A 13,197-nucleotide genomic window follows, 5' to 3' on the forward strand; every position below is an offset into this window, starting at 1 on the left:
TTAAGGTGATTCTCATGCAGAGATTGAGTGGTCTGGACGCGAGTTTTCTGTACCTGGAGACGCCTGCCCAGGTACTGCACGTGTGCGGGCTGCTCACCTTGGACGGTTCGACCATGCCCGGCGGCTACGATTTCGAGCGCTTCAAGGAGAAACTGGCCGAACGGGTCGAGCTGATCCCGGCGTTCCGGCGCAAGCTGCACAATCCACTCTGGAATCTGGCGCATCCGGTCTGGGTGGAGGACGAGGACTTCGACCTCGAAGCCCACGTTCACCGCATCGGCGTACCGGCGCCCGGCGACCGGCGGGAACTGGCCGAGCTCTGCGCCCACATCGCGGGACAACGCCTGGACCGCGCGCAGCCGCTCTGGCAGCTGCACGTCATCGAAGGCCTGGCCGACGGCGGGATCGCGGTCCTGCTGAAGATGCACCACGCCAGCGTTGACGGGGTCGGCGGCGCCAGCTTGATCGCCTCCCTCGCCGGGCTCGAACCGGACGCCCCGCCGCCGGAGACCACCCAGGACGAACGCCGCAACGCGGGCGTTCCCGGCAGGCGAGCGCTGTTCGGCGCGGGGCTGACGTCGTTCGCGAAACGTCCGGTCGAGGTGGCGAAACTGCTGCCCGGCCTGCTCGAACTCGTGCCGAGATGGCTGGGCAAAGCGTTGCAGGGCAAGGGAATGCCGGTCCCGTTCACGGCGCCGCGGACGTCGTTCAACGGGACGATCACCGCGCACCGCAGCGTCGCCTACGCCTCTCTCGACCTCGACGACGTCAAACGGGTCAAGAACGCCTTCGGGGTGACCGTCAACGACGTCGTCCTCGCCGTGGTCGCCGGCGCCCTGCGGCAGTTCCTGCGGGATCGGGGCGAACTGCCGGAGGATCCGCTGGTGGCGACCGTTCCGGTCTCGGTGCACGGACGCACCGAGCGCGAGCACGGGATCAACAAGGTCTCGGCGTTCTTCGCGTCGCTGCCCACCCATCTGGAGGATCCCGCCGCGCGCGTGTTCATGCTGGCGGAGTCGAACCGGCTGTCCAAGGACCATCACCACGATATCGACGCGGACATGCTCCAGGACTGGGCGCAGTTCTCGGCGGCGACCATGTTCGGGCTCGCGGTCCGCGCGTATTCCGCGCTGCGCCTGGCCGAACGGCATCCGGTGGTGCACAACCTGGTGGTCTCCAACGTGCCCGGTCCGCCGATGCCGCTGTACCTGCTGGGCTGCCGGATCACCGGGCTCCACCCGCTCGGCCCGGTGTTCCACGGCGCCGGGCTCAACATCACCGTGCTGTCCAACGCGGGCAGGGTCGACGTCGGCCTGCTCGGCGCCCGTGAACTCACCGGTGACCTGTGGCCGCTCGCCGACCATTTCGCCGACGCGCTCGCGGAACTGATCGAGGCCACCTCCTAGATCCTCCCCCTTGCCGTCGCGGCTCCTTCCGGATAAGACTAGAACAGGTTTCAATATTGTGCCCGTTCGCCCCGGTGAGGAGCCAGTGTGGACTTCCAGTTCGACGAGACGCAGACCGAGGTCACCGCGCTGGCCGCGCGTGTGCTCGGCAAGGAGCGTGAGCCCGCGGACACGTGGCGCGCGCTGGCCGACGCCGGTTTGCTCGCCCTGGCGCTGCCCGCCGAACTCGGCGGCGACGGCCTCGGTGTCGCCGAAGTCGCCTTGGTGCTGACCGAACTCGGCCGGGTCGCCTCGCCGTCGCCCGCGCTGGCGTCGCTGGCCTTCGGTGTCCTGCCGGTCACCGCGCTCGGCGGACCGGATCAGCGCTCGGCGCTGCTCCCGCCGGTCGCCGCGGGCGACTCCGTGCTCACCGCCGCGCTGAACGAACCTTCCGCGCCGTTCACCACCCGGCCCGCGACCGTCGCGGAATCGGCGGGGGACTGGCGCCTGAGCGGGGTCAAGGTCGGCGTGCCGTTCGCGGCGGAGGCGACCCGGATCCTGACGCCCGCCTCGCTGCCCGGCGGCACCGGCGTCTTCCTCGTCGATCCGCGCGCGGACGGCGTGATCCTGACGCCGACGAGAACCTCTTCCGGCACACCGGACTACACGATGACGCTGGATTCGGTGACCGTCACCGACGCCGATCTCCTCAACGGGCACGGCCCCGGCGAGTCGATCGCGACGCTGCACCGGTTCGCGCTCGCGGGTGCGGTGGCGTTCGGCGACGGACTCCTCGCCGGCGCGCTCGCACTGACCACGAAACATGTCGGCGAACGGGAGCAGTTCGGGCGCCCGCTGGCGGCGTTCCAGGCGGTGGCGCAACAGATCGCGGACGTCTACGTCGCTTCGAGGACGGTCCAGCTGGCCGCGCGGTCGGCGGTCTGGCGGCTCGCGGCGGGGCTCGACGCCGACACGGAACTCGATATCGCGGCCTATTGGCTGGCGGAGGAGGCGCCCGCGGCGCTGGCCGTCTGCCATCACCTGCACGGCGGGATCGGCGTGGACGAAACGTATCCGCTGCACCGGTTCTCGTCGGCGGTCAAGGATCTGGGACGAACGCTCGGCGGCGCCTCGTATCGGCTGGCCGGTCTGGGCGAACTGGTGGCGGGGTGAACCGATGCTGATCGAATTGACCGCGGCGCAACACGAGTTGCGCTCCGAACTGCGAAAGTACTTCGCCGGGCTGGTGAGCCCGGACGAGCGGCGCGCGATGCTGCGGGAGCGGCACGGGCCGGTGTACCGGGAGATCGTGCGCCGGATGGGCCGCGACGGCTGGCTCGGGGTCGGCTGGCCGGAACAGTACGGCGGCCGGGGTTTCGGCGAGATCGAGCAGCACATCTTCGTCGACGAGGCCGCCCGTGCCGACGTCCAGCTGCCGTCGGTGACCCTGCAGACCGTCGGTCCCACGTTGCAGGCGTTCGGCACCGAGGAGCAGAAATCCCTGTTCCTGCCCAAGATCCTCGCGGGCGAGGTGCATTTCGCCATCGGGTACACCGAACCCGAGGCGGGAACGGACCTGGCGGCATTGCGCACGACAGCGGTGCGCGAAGGGGACGAGTACGTCGTCAACGGCCAGAAGATCTTCACCACCGGCGGGCACGACGCCGACTACATCTGGCTGGCCGTGCGGACCGATCCCGAAGCGCCCAGGCACAAGGGGATCTCGATCCTCATCATGGACACCCGCGACCCTGGCTACTCGTGGACGCCGATCATCACCTGCGACGGCGCCCACCACGTGAACGCCACCTACTACTCGGACGTCCGGGTGCCCGCGAACATGCTGGTGGGCAAGGAGAACGAGGGCTGGCGGCTGATCACCACGCAGCTGAACCACGAACGCGTCATGCTCGGCCCCGCCGGGCGGATCGGCGGTCTTTACGACCGGGTCCGCGAGTGGGCGGCGTCGAGGAAGACCCCGGACGGGACGCCGCTGCTCCAGCTGCCCGACGTCCGGGCCGTCCTCGCGGAAACCCTGGCGACCGCCCGGATCAACGAACTGCTGAACTGGCAGGTCGCCGCGTCGTCCGCGACCGGGCCCGTGGCGGTGGCCGACGCGTCGGCCACCAAGATCGTCGGCTCCGAGCGGATCCAGGGGCTGACCAGGAAACTGGAGGAGATCGTGGCGCGACACGGCGATCAGGCCGACGCCGGAACCGCGGAACTGGCGCAGTGGCTGGACGTGGTGGCCAAACGCAATCTGGTGCTGACCTTCGGCGGCGGCGTCAGCGAGATCCAGCGCGAGCTGATCGCCACCGCCGGGCTCGGCCTGCCGAGGGTGCCGCGATGAGCATCCAGGAAGCGGCCGAACGCATCGCCGCGCGCGGGGAATCCGCGCCGAGGGCCGCACGCGACGCGGTCAACCAGGCGATGGTGAACAATTGGGTCGAAGCCATCGGCGACCGCAATCCCGTGTACGTCGACGAGGAGTTCGCCGCCGCGAGTGTCCACAAGGGACTCGTCGCGCCGCCCGCGATGGCGCAGGTGTGGACGATGGGCGGGCTGCACTGGACCAGGGCGTCGGACGATCCGCTCGGCGCGATGATGGAGGTGCTCGACGAGGCCGGGTTCACCTCGGTCGTCGCGACGAACTCCGAGCAGAACTACTTCCGGTATCTGCGCCACGGCGAACGCGTCGCCGCGACCGCGAAACTCGAAAGCGTCGTCGGGCCCAAACGCACCGCGCTGGGCGAAGGCTGGTTCGTGACGACGAAGACCACCTGGTACGTCGGCGACGAGGCCGTCGCGGACATGGTGTTCCGGGTGCTGAAGTTCCGTCCGCCGGGCGCTGAGCCCGCCAAGACCGCCGCGCCCGTGCTGCGGCCGGTGATCAGTAAGGACACCGAGTTCTTCTGGGCCGGTCTGCGGGAAGGGGAACTGCGGATCCAGCGCTGGGGCGAGACCCTGCGGCATCCGCCCGGACCCATGCCGCCGGACGGGGACTTCGCCGCCAAACCGGACTACGTCGTCGCGTGCGGACGCGGAACGGTCTACAGCTACGTGGTGCACCATCATCCGAAGGTTCCCGGCAAGGAGCTGCCGTTCGTGGTCGCGCTCGTCGAACTGGAGGAGGGCGTCCGGGTGATGGGCGAGCTGCTCGACGCCGATCCCGAGACCGTCCACATCGGGCTGCCGGTGGAAGCGGCCTTCGTGAAGATCGACGAGGAACTGACGTTGCCCGCTTGGAGGGTCGCGCGATGAAGGACTGTTCGGTCGGCACCGAGCTGCCGCCGCTGACGATCGAGGCCACCCCGACCTTCGTGGTGAGCACCGCGCTGGCGACGCGCGACTTCCAGGACGTCCACCACGATCGCGACGCCGCCGTCCAGCGCGGCTCGAAGGACATCTTCCTCAACATCCTCACCGACACCGGCCTCGTGCAACGGTTCGTGACCGACTGGGCGGGCCCTGAGGCGTTCGTGCGGTCGATCAAGATCCGGCTCGGCGTACCTTGCTACGCCTACGACACGCTGACCTTCACCGGCCGGGTCACGGAACGGGACGGCGACGACGTCGTGATCGCGGTGTCCGGTGTGGACAGTCTCGGCGAACATGTGGTGGGCACCGTGGCGATCACGTTGGGAGGCGAGTGATGACCCTCTCCGGACGGGCGGCCATCGCCGGGATCGGCGCGACGGAGTTCTCGAAGGATTCCGGTCGCAGTGAGCTGCGGCTGGCGGCGGAAGCGGTTTCGAGCGCGCTGAAGGACGCCGGGCTCACTCCGTCCGATGTGGACGGACTGGTGTCGTTCACCATGGACGGCAACAGCGAGATCGCCGTCGCGCGGGAACTCGGCATCCCGGAGCTCAAGTTCTTCAGCCGGATCCATTACGGCGGCGGGGCCGCGGCCGCGACGGTGCAGCAGGCCGCGATGGCCGTCGCGACCGGGGTCGCGGACGTCGTCGTCGCGTACCGGGCGTTCAACGAACGGTCCGGGATGCGGTTCGGGCAGGTGTCCTCGGCCGCGGCGGGGCAGGTGAACTCGTCCGGCGTCGACAACGCGTTCCACTACCCGATGGGCATCGCGACACCGGCCGCGACCGTCGCCATGCTCGCCCGGCGCTACATGCACGAGTACGGCGCGACCAGCGAGGATTTCGGCCGGGTGGCCGTCGTCGACCGCGCCCGCGCGGCGACCAACCCCCGGGCCTGGTTCTACGGCAAGCCGATCACGCTCGAAGAGCATCAGGCCTCCCGCTGGGTCGCCGAACCGTTGCATCTGCTGGACTGCTGCCAGGAGAGCGACGGCGGGGTCGCCCTGGTGATCGTCAGCGCCGAGCGGGCGCGCGACCTGCCGCACCGGCCCGCCGTGATCGCGGCGGCGGCGCAGGGGAGCGGGCCGGACCAGTACGTGATGACCAGCTACTACCGCGACGATCTCCCGGCGCTGCCCGAGATGGGGGTCGTGGGGCGGCAGTTGTGGGAGCAGTCCGGGCTGGGCCCCGGCGACATGGACCTCGCCGTGCTGTACGACCACTTCACCCCTTATGTCCTGATGCAGCTGGAAGAACTCGGCTTCTGCGGGAAGGGCGAGGCCAAGGACTTCATCGGCGGCGGCACCCTGGAACTCGACGGGAAGCTCCCGCTCAACCCGCACGGCGGGCAGTTGGGGGAGGCCTACATCCACGGGATGAACGGGATCGCCGAAGGGGTCCGGCAGCTCCGGGGCGACGCCGTGAACCAGGTGGACGGGGCCGCGCGGGTGCTGGTGACCGCCGGCACCGGCGTGCCCACGAGCGGACTGGTCCTGACCGCGGGCTGAGATCACCTCAATGCCCGATGGTGTACTAGAGCGCCACCTGCCACGGTGAAGGGGTTACCGGCCGGGAGGTGCCATGTCTGGACCAATCGTCGTCGCGTGGACCCTGACCGCGGTGTTCGCGGCGCTCGTCCTGCCCTGCGTGCTGAGACTCGTCCGGCTGGACTACGGCAGGCAGGGCGCGGCGGTCCGCAACGGCGACCTGGCCGAACTGCTGCTCGTCGTCGCCATGGTCGCGATGCTGTCGCCGGTGGGCGGCCCGATCCCGGCGGCGGGCTGGCAGGCGGTGCTGGCGCTGACCGCGGGGTGGTTCGCCGTCTCGTGGTGGAAGGGCAGGCGCTCCGGGCACACGTCGTGCGGGCATCACGCCGTGTCCGCCGTCGCGATGCTGTTCATGGTGACGTTCATGCCGCACAGCGAGGTGTCCCACGGGCCGTGGCTGGTGATGTCCGGCCCCGGCGGCACTTCCGCGCTGTGGCTTTCGCTGCTGTTCGGCGCCGTGGCCGCGTATTTCGCGGCGGACGCCGTGCGCGCCGGGGTGCTGGCGTCGCGGGGCGCCACGGCCTCCGGTCAGACGTCGCGGCGGGTGTGCCGGGTGATCATGGGGCTCGGCATGGGCTACATGCTGCTGGGTGCGGCGGTCTAGGAACCGAGCGGCACGCGCCGCACGACACCGGCCTCCGCGGCACCCGCGTCCGGCAAACCGCCGGCCGGGTTCTCCGCGGCCCATTTGCGGGCGTCCGCGATGTCCTTGTTGAGCGCGACGATCAGCGCCTCCGACGACGGGTACGCCTCCTGCTCGCGCAGGTGGTGGCCCAGCCATACGGTCAGCACCTCGCCGTAGAGGTCGCCGCTGAAGTCCAGCAGATGCGCCTCGACGAGCCGGTAACCGTCCGCGCCGTAGTAGGTCGGCCGCCTGCCGACCGAGACCGCGGCCGCGATCCGGGTGCCGTCGGCGCGTTCGGCCCAGCCCGCCCACACTCCGTCGCCGACCTGGCCGTCCTGGTCGCGCAGCGCGATGTTGGCGGTCGGGAAACCCAGTTCCCTGCCCCGCTGATCGCCCTTCTCCACCTGGCCACGGACCACGAAGTACTCCGTCGTCATGCCGCTCCCGTCCCTGCCGTCACGAGAGCCATGAATACCATGCCTCGCGGCCGGGGTCGACCGCCGTTCACGCCGCGAGAAGTGTCCACTGTGTACTCGGTCACGTCGTGACGACGCGATACCCGAGGTCGAGTTCCGTCCGGCCGAGCAGCCCGACGTGGTGCCGGTGCCAGTGCCCGTCCGCGAGATCGGCGCGCAGCCGCTCGACGGCCGTCGCGACGACGTTCTGGTCCAGCAGGGCCACCCCGGACATGCCCGCGCGCACGCGCTCGGACAGGTACGCCTCCGGCCTGCGCCAATACGCGCCGAGGAACCCGTCGACGCAGTCCGACGGCACGGGCAGCGGAGCCACCGCGGGTGCCTGGCCCGCCTCGGTCAGTTCTGCGACGATCCGGTCGAGACAGGCCAGCCTGCTCTCGTGTTCGGCGATCTCCGGCAGGTAGTCCCGCACCAGCCAGAACCGCGCGAACACCGCCTGGTCCCAGGTCACGATCACCTGGCGGCGGGAGACGCGCCGCAACTCGGCCAGCCCGGCGGTCACGTCCGTCCAGTGGTGCACGGTGAGCACGGCCAGGGCGACGTCGAAGGCGCCGTCGGCGAAGGGCAGGCCTTCCGCGCACGCCTGGACGGCGGGCGCCGCCGTGGCGGGACGCTGCGCGATCATCCGCCGTGACGGCTCGACGGCCACCACGTCGCGGTCTTCCGGCTCGTAGGAACCGGCTCCCGCCCCGACGTTGACCACCGAGCGCGCGTCGCCGAGGGCCGCGGTGATGGCGGCGGCGACACGGGGATCCGGCCGTCTCGATCGCGCGTAGTCCCGGCCGAGTTCGGCATACGGGTCCGAGATCAAGGGGCGCACCCGGCCGAGTCTAGCCAGGTGCGCTACCTGCGGGAACGATGATTCAGTCTGTCGTGGTCAAGAAAGTGTCGGAAAGGACGGGCGCGTCGTCCCGGTCCGGCGCCGTGGTCGCGATCAGCAGCCCGGCGGGCTCGCGCCAGACCCGGGTCCGCAGCGGCTCGCCGGGGAAGACGACGCCGGCGAACTTGGCCGAGAACGACGCGACGCGGGCGGTGTCGCCGTCGAGGAAGGCGTCGGTGACCGCCTTCGCGACGACGCCGTAGGTGCACAGGCCGTGCAGGATCGGCCTGTCGAACCCGGCCGCCGCGGCGAACGCGGGGTCGGCGTGCAGGGGGTTGCGGTCCCCGCAGAGCCGGTAGAGCAGCGCCTGTTGCGGCAGCGTCGGGGTGTCGATGACGGCGTCCGGCTCCCGCGACGGGGGTTCGGCCCGGTCGGACGGGCCGCGTTCGCCGCCGAAACCTCCTTCACCACGGGCGAAGATACTCGACCGCAGTGTCCACAGTGGAGCGCCGTCCGAGTCGGTGGCGATCGTCTCGTTCACGATCACGGCCGCCTTGCCCTTGTCGAAGACGTCGACGATCCGCGTCCGCGCCACGGCCTTCCCCGAGACCGGGATGGGCCGGTGCGCGATCACCTCCTGCTTGCCGTGCAGCACTTTCCCGAGGTCGACCTCGACGCCGGGGAACGAGACCGCGGGCGGCTCGAACACGCGCAGGTTCGCCGCCACGGTGGCGAACGTCGGCAGCACCTGGAGGCCGTCTTCGTAGGTGTAGCGCAGTTCGCGCGGGCTCATCGGGTCCGCGCCGGCGCCCAGCGCCAGGTGGTAGAGCTGCACGTCGGAGGCGGTCCAGGCGAAACTCACCTCGCCGAGGTCGGCGCCGATCGCGACCGAAGGATCGATGGGCACGGGGACTCCTACTCGTAGGTGACGGTGACCTCGTCGGTCAGCGGCAGGGACTGGCACGCCAGCACGATGCCTTCGGCGATGTCGTCGCCGTCGAGGACCTCGTTGTTCAGCATCTTCACCTCGCCGGAGACGATCCGGCAGGCGCACGCGCTGCACTGGCCCTCGCGGCACGAGTACGGCGCGTCGAAGCCCTTTTCCAGCAACAGGTCCAGCAGTTTCGTCCGGCGCGGCCAGGCGAGGTTCCTGGTCTCGCCGTCGAGGGTGACCTCGACCGACGCCGGGGTCTCGGCCTCTTCGACGGCGACGGGCTCGGCCACCTCGAACGGGTTCCCGCCCAGCGACAGGAACCGCTCCAGGTGGATCCGCTTGCGTGGCAGTCCGAGGTCCTTGAGCACCGCGCGCGCCGCGTCCATGAACGGCCCGGGTCCGCAGATGAACGCCTCGTGCGCGGTGTACGGCGCCACCAGCGCGCGCAGGTGCGCTTCCGTCGGCAGCCCCTGCAGGCTCTCCAGCCAGTGCACGACGGCCAGCCGGTCCGGGTACCGGGCGGCGAGGTCCGCCAGCTCCCGCGCGAAGATCACCGACTTCTCGTCGCGGTTCGCGTACAGGAGCACCACCTTGCCGGTGCCGTGTTCCAGCGCGGATTTGAGGATCGACATCACCGGCGTGATGCCGCTGCCGCCCGCGAGCAGCAGGAAGTCCTCGTCGAGCGACGCGGGGCTGAACACCCCGGCCGGCGGGAGCACCTGGACCTCTTGCCCTGCTTGGAGGTTGTCGCACAGCCAGTTGGACCCGTAGCCGTCGGCGGTGCGTTTGACGGTGACCTGCACCCGGCCCTCGTGCGGCGCGCTGGAGAGCGAGTAACAGCGGGCCACCGAACCGGTCCGGTCGCTCGGCACGCGCAACGTGAGGAACTGTCCTGGGGCGTAAGCGAAAGCGGAGACGTGCTCGGCCGGGATGTCGAACACGATCGACCGCGCGTCGGCCGTCTCGGTGATCACCTCGGCCACGGTCACGGTGACGGGACCGCTCATTCGGGCACCTCCAGCAGGCCGTCTTTCAAGGCGATCTCGATGCTCTCAGTGAGATTGCCGCAGGTGTCGAGCAACGCCGTCTGCGCCCCGGACGCCTTCTGTTCGGCGAACACCGGGCAGCTCCGGGACGCGTCACTCGTCCACTGGATGCTGGTGTGCTGCATGCTGTTCTTCTTGACCAGCACGCACGTCCCGCACGAGCGGCAGGTCAGCGGCCGCAGCCCGGCGGTGAGGAATTCGACGGTCTCGGGCTTCACACCCCGGCCTCTTCCGCCTGCTGCCGTGCCAGGTTCTCGGCCACCTCCGCCGCCCAGACCTCGTTGGCGCGGCTGGTGTCCACTTCGAACTCGAACCGCCGCGTCATGTCCTCGGTGACGTCGGCCGCGTCCACATAGAACTGGTCGTACCAGCGGCGCAGCTGATACACCGGCCCGTCTTCCTCGCACAGCAACGGATTGTCGATACGGGTCTTGTTGCGCCAGATCTCGACGTCCTGCAGGAAGCCGACGCCGATCCCCTTGGCGAACTTCCCGGCGATCTTGTCCGCGTGCTCGTCCGAGACACCCTCGAACTTCTTCACGCTCACGCCCCACTGCAGGACGAACGAGTTCTCGGTGACCGGGTAGTGGCAGTTGATCAGCACGTTCTCGATCTCGAAACCCTGGTACGTGTTGAGCAACTTGTTGATCATGTACGACGGGCCGAAGTACGACGCCTCGGACCGCAGCAGGTTCTCCTCGCCGCCGTAGTTCGACGCCATGCCCTTGTCCGGGCGGCCCTTCGTGTTCAGGTACTGCGTGGCGATATGGCCCTCGAACACGTTCTTGAAGTAGGTCGGGAAGGCGTAGTGGATGTAGAAGAAATGCGCCATGTCGACCATGTTGTCGATGATCTCGCGGCAGTTGGAGCCCTCGATGAGCACCGAATCCCAGGTCCAGTTGCTCCACTCGCCGCTGAAGATGCCCTCGATGCGCGGGATGACGACGTCGTCCGGCGGCGGGTTCCCCTCCGGGTCGTGCCAGACGAACAGCTGCTTGTTCTCCTCCAGCACCTGCCACGACTTCGTGCGCGCCCGCAGCGGAACCCGTTTGGCGTAGGGGATCGACACGCATTTGCCGTTGCCGTTCCAGCGCCAGTCGTGGAACGGGCAGGCGATCTCGTCGCCCTTGACCTCGCCCTGGGTGAGGTCGCCGCCCATGTGGCGGCAGTACCCGTCGAGCACGTTCAGCTTGCCGGACGAATCGGCGAAGACCACCAGTTTCGTCCCGAACGCGGTGATGGCGTGCGGTTTCCCGTCGCGGAACGTCTCGGCGAGGCCGAGGCAGTGCCACCCGCGCGCGAACCGTGCGGGGGGTGCGCCCGCGTCGATCTGCCGTACGGATTCCGTCGTCATCGGCTGCCTCCCGGTTGACCGTGATCTTGCTGCGCGAGGTGCTCGGCCGCAAGGTAGCCGAACACCATCGCCGGGCCGATCGTCGCGCCGGGGCCGGCGTAGGTGCGGCCCATCACCGCCGCGCTCGTGTTGCCCGCCGCGTAAAGCCCTTCGATGACCGACCCGTCCTCGCGCAGGACGCGGGCGTGTGGGTCGATCCTCAATCCGCCCTTGGTGCCCAGGTCGCCGGGCACGATCTTCACCGCGTAGTACGGCGCGACGTCCAGCGGGCCCAGGCTCGGGTTGGGTTTGTTCCGCGGGTCGCCGTAGTAGTGGTCGTACGCGCTGCGCCCGCGGTGGAAGTCCTCGTCCACGCCGCTTTTCGCGAAACCGTTGAACCGGCGCACGGTGTTCTCCAGCGCGTCGGCCGGGACCTCGATCCGCTCGGCGAGTTTCGCGATGGTGCTCGCTTTGACCGCGATGCCCGCTTTGAACCAGCGGCCGGGCAGCGGCTGGCGGGGCCCGAGGCCGGTGAACATGTACCGGTTGCGGTTGCGCTGGTCGAACACCAGCCAGGTCGGGAAGTTCTCGCCGGGGCCGTCCCCGTCGCCGTACATCGCGTGCACGGCCTCGACGTAGGGCGCCGACTCGTTGACGAAACGCTCGCCCCGCCCGTTGACCATCAGGCAGCCCGGCCGCGACCGCTCGGCGAGCGCGAACCACGGGCCGCCGGTGAGCGGGATGGACGGACCCCACCAGGCGTCGTCCATCAGGTCGACGGCCGCGCCCAGTTTGAGCCCGGCGTCGATGGCGTCGCCGGTGTTGGCCTCCGCGCCGACGGTCCACTCCGTACCGATGGGCGCCCGCTGGTACTTGACCCGCATCTCCTCGTTGCGCTCGAACCCGCCCGCGCCGAGGACGACACCGAGCCGCGCGCGGATCGTCTTGTCCTCACCCTCGTGGCGGACGACGACGCCGGTCACCCGGTCGCCTTCGATCTCCAGATCCACCAGGGGCGTGTTCAGCCAGACGGGGACTTCCGCCCGCCGGAGCCCTTCACGCAGCCCTGCCGCAAGCGCTTGCCCCATGGACAGCAGCCGCTGACGGCGGATCCGCCCCGCGAGCCAGCGGCCGCCGAGGCTCAGCACGCGGAGGATGCCGCGAGGGTGCCGGGCGAGCAGGCTCAGCCACCGGTAGTCCGCCTGGGTGATCGGCGCGCCCAGCGGGGGAGCGCTGTACGGCGGCTCCAGATTCGCCAATTCCGGGCCGAGCAGGTTGCCGTCGAGCGCGACCGGTTCGACCGAGCGTCCGCCGGCGCGCCCACCGGGAGCCTCCGGGTGGTAGTCCGAGTAACCGCGGACCCAGCGGAAGCGCAACGGCGTGTGGTCGCAGACGAAGGACAGCACCTCGGGGCCGCGGTCGAGGAAGGCCGACCGGAGTTCGGCGGGGACCACGTCACCGACGATCGCTTCGAGGTATTCGCGCGCCCGCTCCGGGGGTTCGGAGATCCCGGCCGCCCGCAGCGCGTGGTTGCCGGGGATCCAGACGCCGCCGCCGGAGCGCGCGGTGGAGCCGCCGAAGTGGGCGGCCTTCTCCACGACCAGGACCTCGAGTCCCCGGTGGGCTGCGGACAGTGCGGCGGTCATCCCGGCGGCACCGGTGCCCGCCACGATCACGTCGTACTCCATACGCCCCTCACCTGAAACACGTTGTAGGA

14 protein-coding genes are annotated in these 13,197 nt (G+C 69.9%); 7 read left to right on the plus strand and 7 right to left on the minus strand.

Annotation, left to right across the window (positions count from 1 at the left end; genetic code table 11):
* Window positions 1-14: 14 nt before the first annotated feature.
* The 7 genes from ED92_RS27855 to ED92_RS27885 all read left to right on the plus strand — a co-directional run bounded on the left by ED92_RS27855 (window position 15) and on the right by ED92_RS27885 (window position 6,850).
* Window positions 15-1,406 (plus strand): wax ester/triacylglycerol synthase family O-acyltransferase, encoded by a 1,392-nt coding sequence (locus ED92_RS27855; RefSeq protein ID WP_037343539.1) that lies wholly within the window; start codon window positions 15-17, stop codon window positions 1,404-1,406.
* Between the two features lie 87 nt (window positions 1,407-1,493).
* Window positions 1,494-2,558 (plus strand): acyl-CoA dehydrogenase family protein, encoded by a 1,065-nt coding sequence (locus ED92_RS27860; RefSeq protein WP_037343540.1) that lies wholly within the window; start codon window positions 1,494-1,496, stop codon window positions 2,556-2,558.
* Between the two features lie 4 nt (window positions 2,559-2,562).
* Window positions 2,563-3,735 (plus strand): acyl-CoA dehydrogenase family protein, encoded by a 1,173-nt coding sequence (locus ED92_RS27865; RefSeq protein WP_037343542.1) that lies wholly within the window; start codon window positions 2,563-2,565, stop codon window positions 3,733-3,735.
* Window positions 3,732-4,646: a bifunctional MaoC family dehydratase N-terminal/OB-fold nucleic acid binding domain-containing protein gene (locus ED92_RS27870; protein ID WP_037343545.1), complete on the plus strand. Its 915-nt coding sequence runs from the start codon at window positions 3,732-3,734 to the stop codon at window positions 4,644-4,646. Before ED92_RS27865 ends, ED92_RS27870 begins: the two co-directional genes overlap by 4 nt.
* Window positions 4,643-5,038, plus strand: coding sequence for a MaoC family dehydratase (locus ED92_RS27875; RefSeq protein WP_037343547.1), 396 nt, complete (start codon window positions 4,643-4,645; stop codon window positions 5,036-5,038). The genes ED92_RS27870 and ED92_RS27875 overlap by 4 nt, the downstream gene beginning before the upstream one ends.
* Complete coding sequence (locus tag ED92_RS27880; protein WP_037343549.1) at window positions 5,038-6,207, plus strand: lipid-transfer protein; 1,170 nt, start codon at window positions 5,038-5,040, stop codon at window positions 6,205-6,207. The genes ED92_RS27875 and ED92_RS27880 overlap by 1 nt, the downstream gene beginning before the upstream one ends.
* 73 nt (window positions 6,208-6,280) lie before the next feature.
* Window positions 6,281-6,850 (plus strand): DUF5134 domain-containing protein, encoded by a 570-nt coding sequence (locus tag ED92_RS27885; RefSeq protein ID WP_037343551.1) that lies wholly within the window; start codon window positions 6,281-6,283, stop codon window positions 6,848-6,850.
* On the opposite strand, the gene ED92_RS27890 is transcribed toward ED92_RS27885, so the two are convergent.
* From ED92_RS27890 to kstD, 7 genes are all read right to left on the minus strand, one after another.
* A complete protein-coding gene (locus ED92_RS27890; RefSeq protein ID WP_037343555.1) occupies window positions 6,847-7,308 on the minus strand; it encodes a riboflavin kinase in 462 nt (153 codons plus the stop codon). The genes ED92_RS27885 and ED92_RS27890 overlap by 4 nt on opposite strands.
* Window positions 7,309-7,408: 100 nt before the next feature.
* The gene (locus tag ED92_RS27895) at window positions 7,409-8,158 is read right to left on the minus strand and encodes a class I SAM-dependent methyltransferase (protein ID WP_037343557.1); all 750 of its coding nucleotides are present in this window, start codon (window positions 8,156-8,158) and stop codon (window positions 7,409-7,411) included.
* 52 nt (window positions 8,159-8,210) lie between these two features.
* The gene (locus ED92_RS27900) at window positions 8,211-9,074 is read right to left on the minus strand and encodes a MaoC/PaaZ C-terminal domain-containing protein (RefSeq protein WP_037343561.1); all 864 of its coding nucleotides are present in this window, start codon (window positions 9,072-9,074) and stop codon (window positions 8,211-8,213) included.
* Between the two features lie 8 nt (window positions 9,075-9,082).
* Window positions 9,083-10,108: a ferredoxin--NADP reductase gene (locus tag ED92_RS27905; protein WP_037343563.1), complete on the minus strand. Its 1,026-nt coding sequence runs from the start codon at window positions 10,106-10,108 to the stop codon at window positions 9,083-9,085.
* A complete protein-coding gene (locus tag ED92_RS27910) occupies window positions 10,105-10,365 on the minus strand; it encodes a hypothetical protein (RefSeq protein ID WP_037343565.1) in 261 nt (86 codons plus the stop codon). The genes ED92_RS27905 and ED92_RS27910 overlap by 4 nt, the downstream gene beginning before the upstream one ends.
* Window positions 10,362-11,501, minus strand: coding sequence for a Rieske 2Fe-2S domain-containing protein (locus ED92_RS27915; RefSeq protein ID WP_037343567.1), 1,140 nt, complete (start codon window positions 11,499-11,501; stop codon window positions 10,362-10,364). The genes ED92_RS27910 and ED92_RS27915 overlap by 4 nt, the downstream gene beginning before the upstream one ends.
* Window positions 11,498-13,168, minus strand: a complete 1,671-nt coding sequence (gene kstD, locus ED92_RS27920; RefSeq protein ID WP_037343569.1) for a 3-oxosteroid 1-dehydrogenase — start codon at window positions 13,166-13,168, stop codon at window positions 11,498-11,500. Before kstD ends, ED92_RS27915 begins: the two co-directional genes overlap by 4 nt.
* Between the last annotated feature and the right edge of the window lie 29 nt (window positions 13,169-13,197).

The sequence above is a fragment of the Amycolatopsis sp. MJM2582 genome, from assembly GCF_000754115.1.
Taxonomy (GTDB): domain Bacteria; phylum Actinomycetota; class Actinomycetes; order Mycobacteriales; family Pseudonocardiaceae; genus Amycolatopsis; species Amycolatopsis japonica.

What these genes read in the sequence shown, in the direction of transcription:
- ED92_RS27885 (WP_037343551.1), top strand. Translation starts at nt 6,281, where the DNA reads ATGTCTGGACCAATCGTCGTCGCGTGGACCCTGACCGCGGTGTTCGCG.
- ED92_RS27865 (WP_037343542.1), top strand. Translation starts at nt 2,563, where the DNA reads ATGCTGATCGAATTGACCGCGGCGCAACACGAGTTGCGCTCCGAACTG.
- ED92_RS27890 (WP_037343555.1), bottom strand. Translation starts at nt 7,308, where the DNA reads ATGACGACGGAGTACTTCGTGGTCCGTGGCCAGGTGGAGAAGGGCGAT.
- ED92_RS27855 (WP_037343539.1), top strand. Translation starts at nt 15, where the DNA reads ATGCAGAGATTGAGTGGTCTGGACGCGAGTTTTCTGTACCTGGAGACG.
- ED92_RS27875 (WP_037343547.1), top strand. Translation starts at nt 4,643, where the DNA reads ATGAAGGACTGTTCGGTCGGCACCGAGCTGCCGCCGCTGACGATCGAG.
- ED92_RS27870 (WP_037343545.1), top strand. Translation starts at nt 3,732, where the DNA reads ATGAGCATCCAGGAAGCGGCCGAACGCATCGCCGCGCGCGGGGAATCC.
- kstD (WP_037343569.1), bottom strand. Translation starts at nt 13,168, where the DNA reads ATGGAGTACGACGTGATCGTGGCGGGCACCGGTGCCGCCGGGATGACC.
- ED92_RS27915 (WP_037343567.1), bottom strand. Translation starts at nt 11,501, where the DNA reads ATGACGACGGAATCCGTACGGCAGATCGACGCGGGCGCACCCCCCGCA.
- ED92_RS27880 (WP_037343549.1), top strand. Translation starts at nt 5,038, where the DNA reads ATGACCCTCTCCGGACGGGCGGCCATCGCCGGGATCGGCGCGACGGAG.
- ED92_RS27905 (WP_037343563.1), bottom strand. Translation starts at nt 10,108, where the DNA reads ATGAGCGGTCCCGTCACCGTGACCGTGGCCGAGGTGATCACCGAGACG.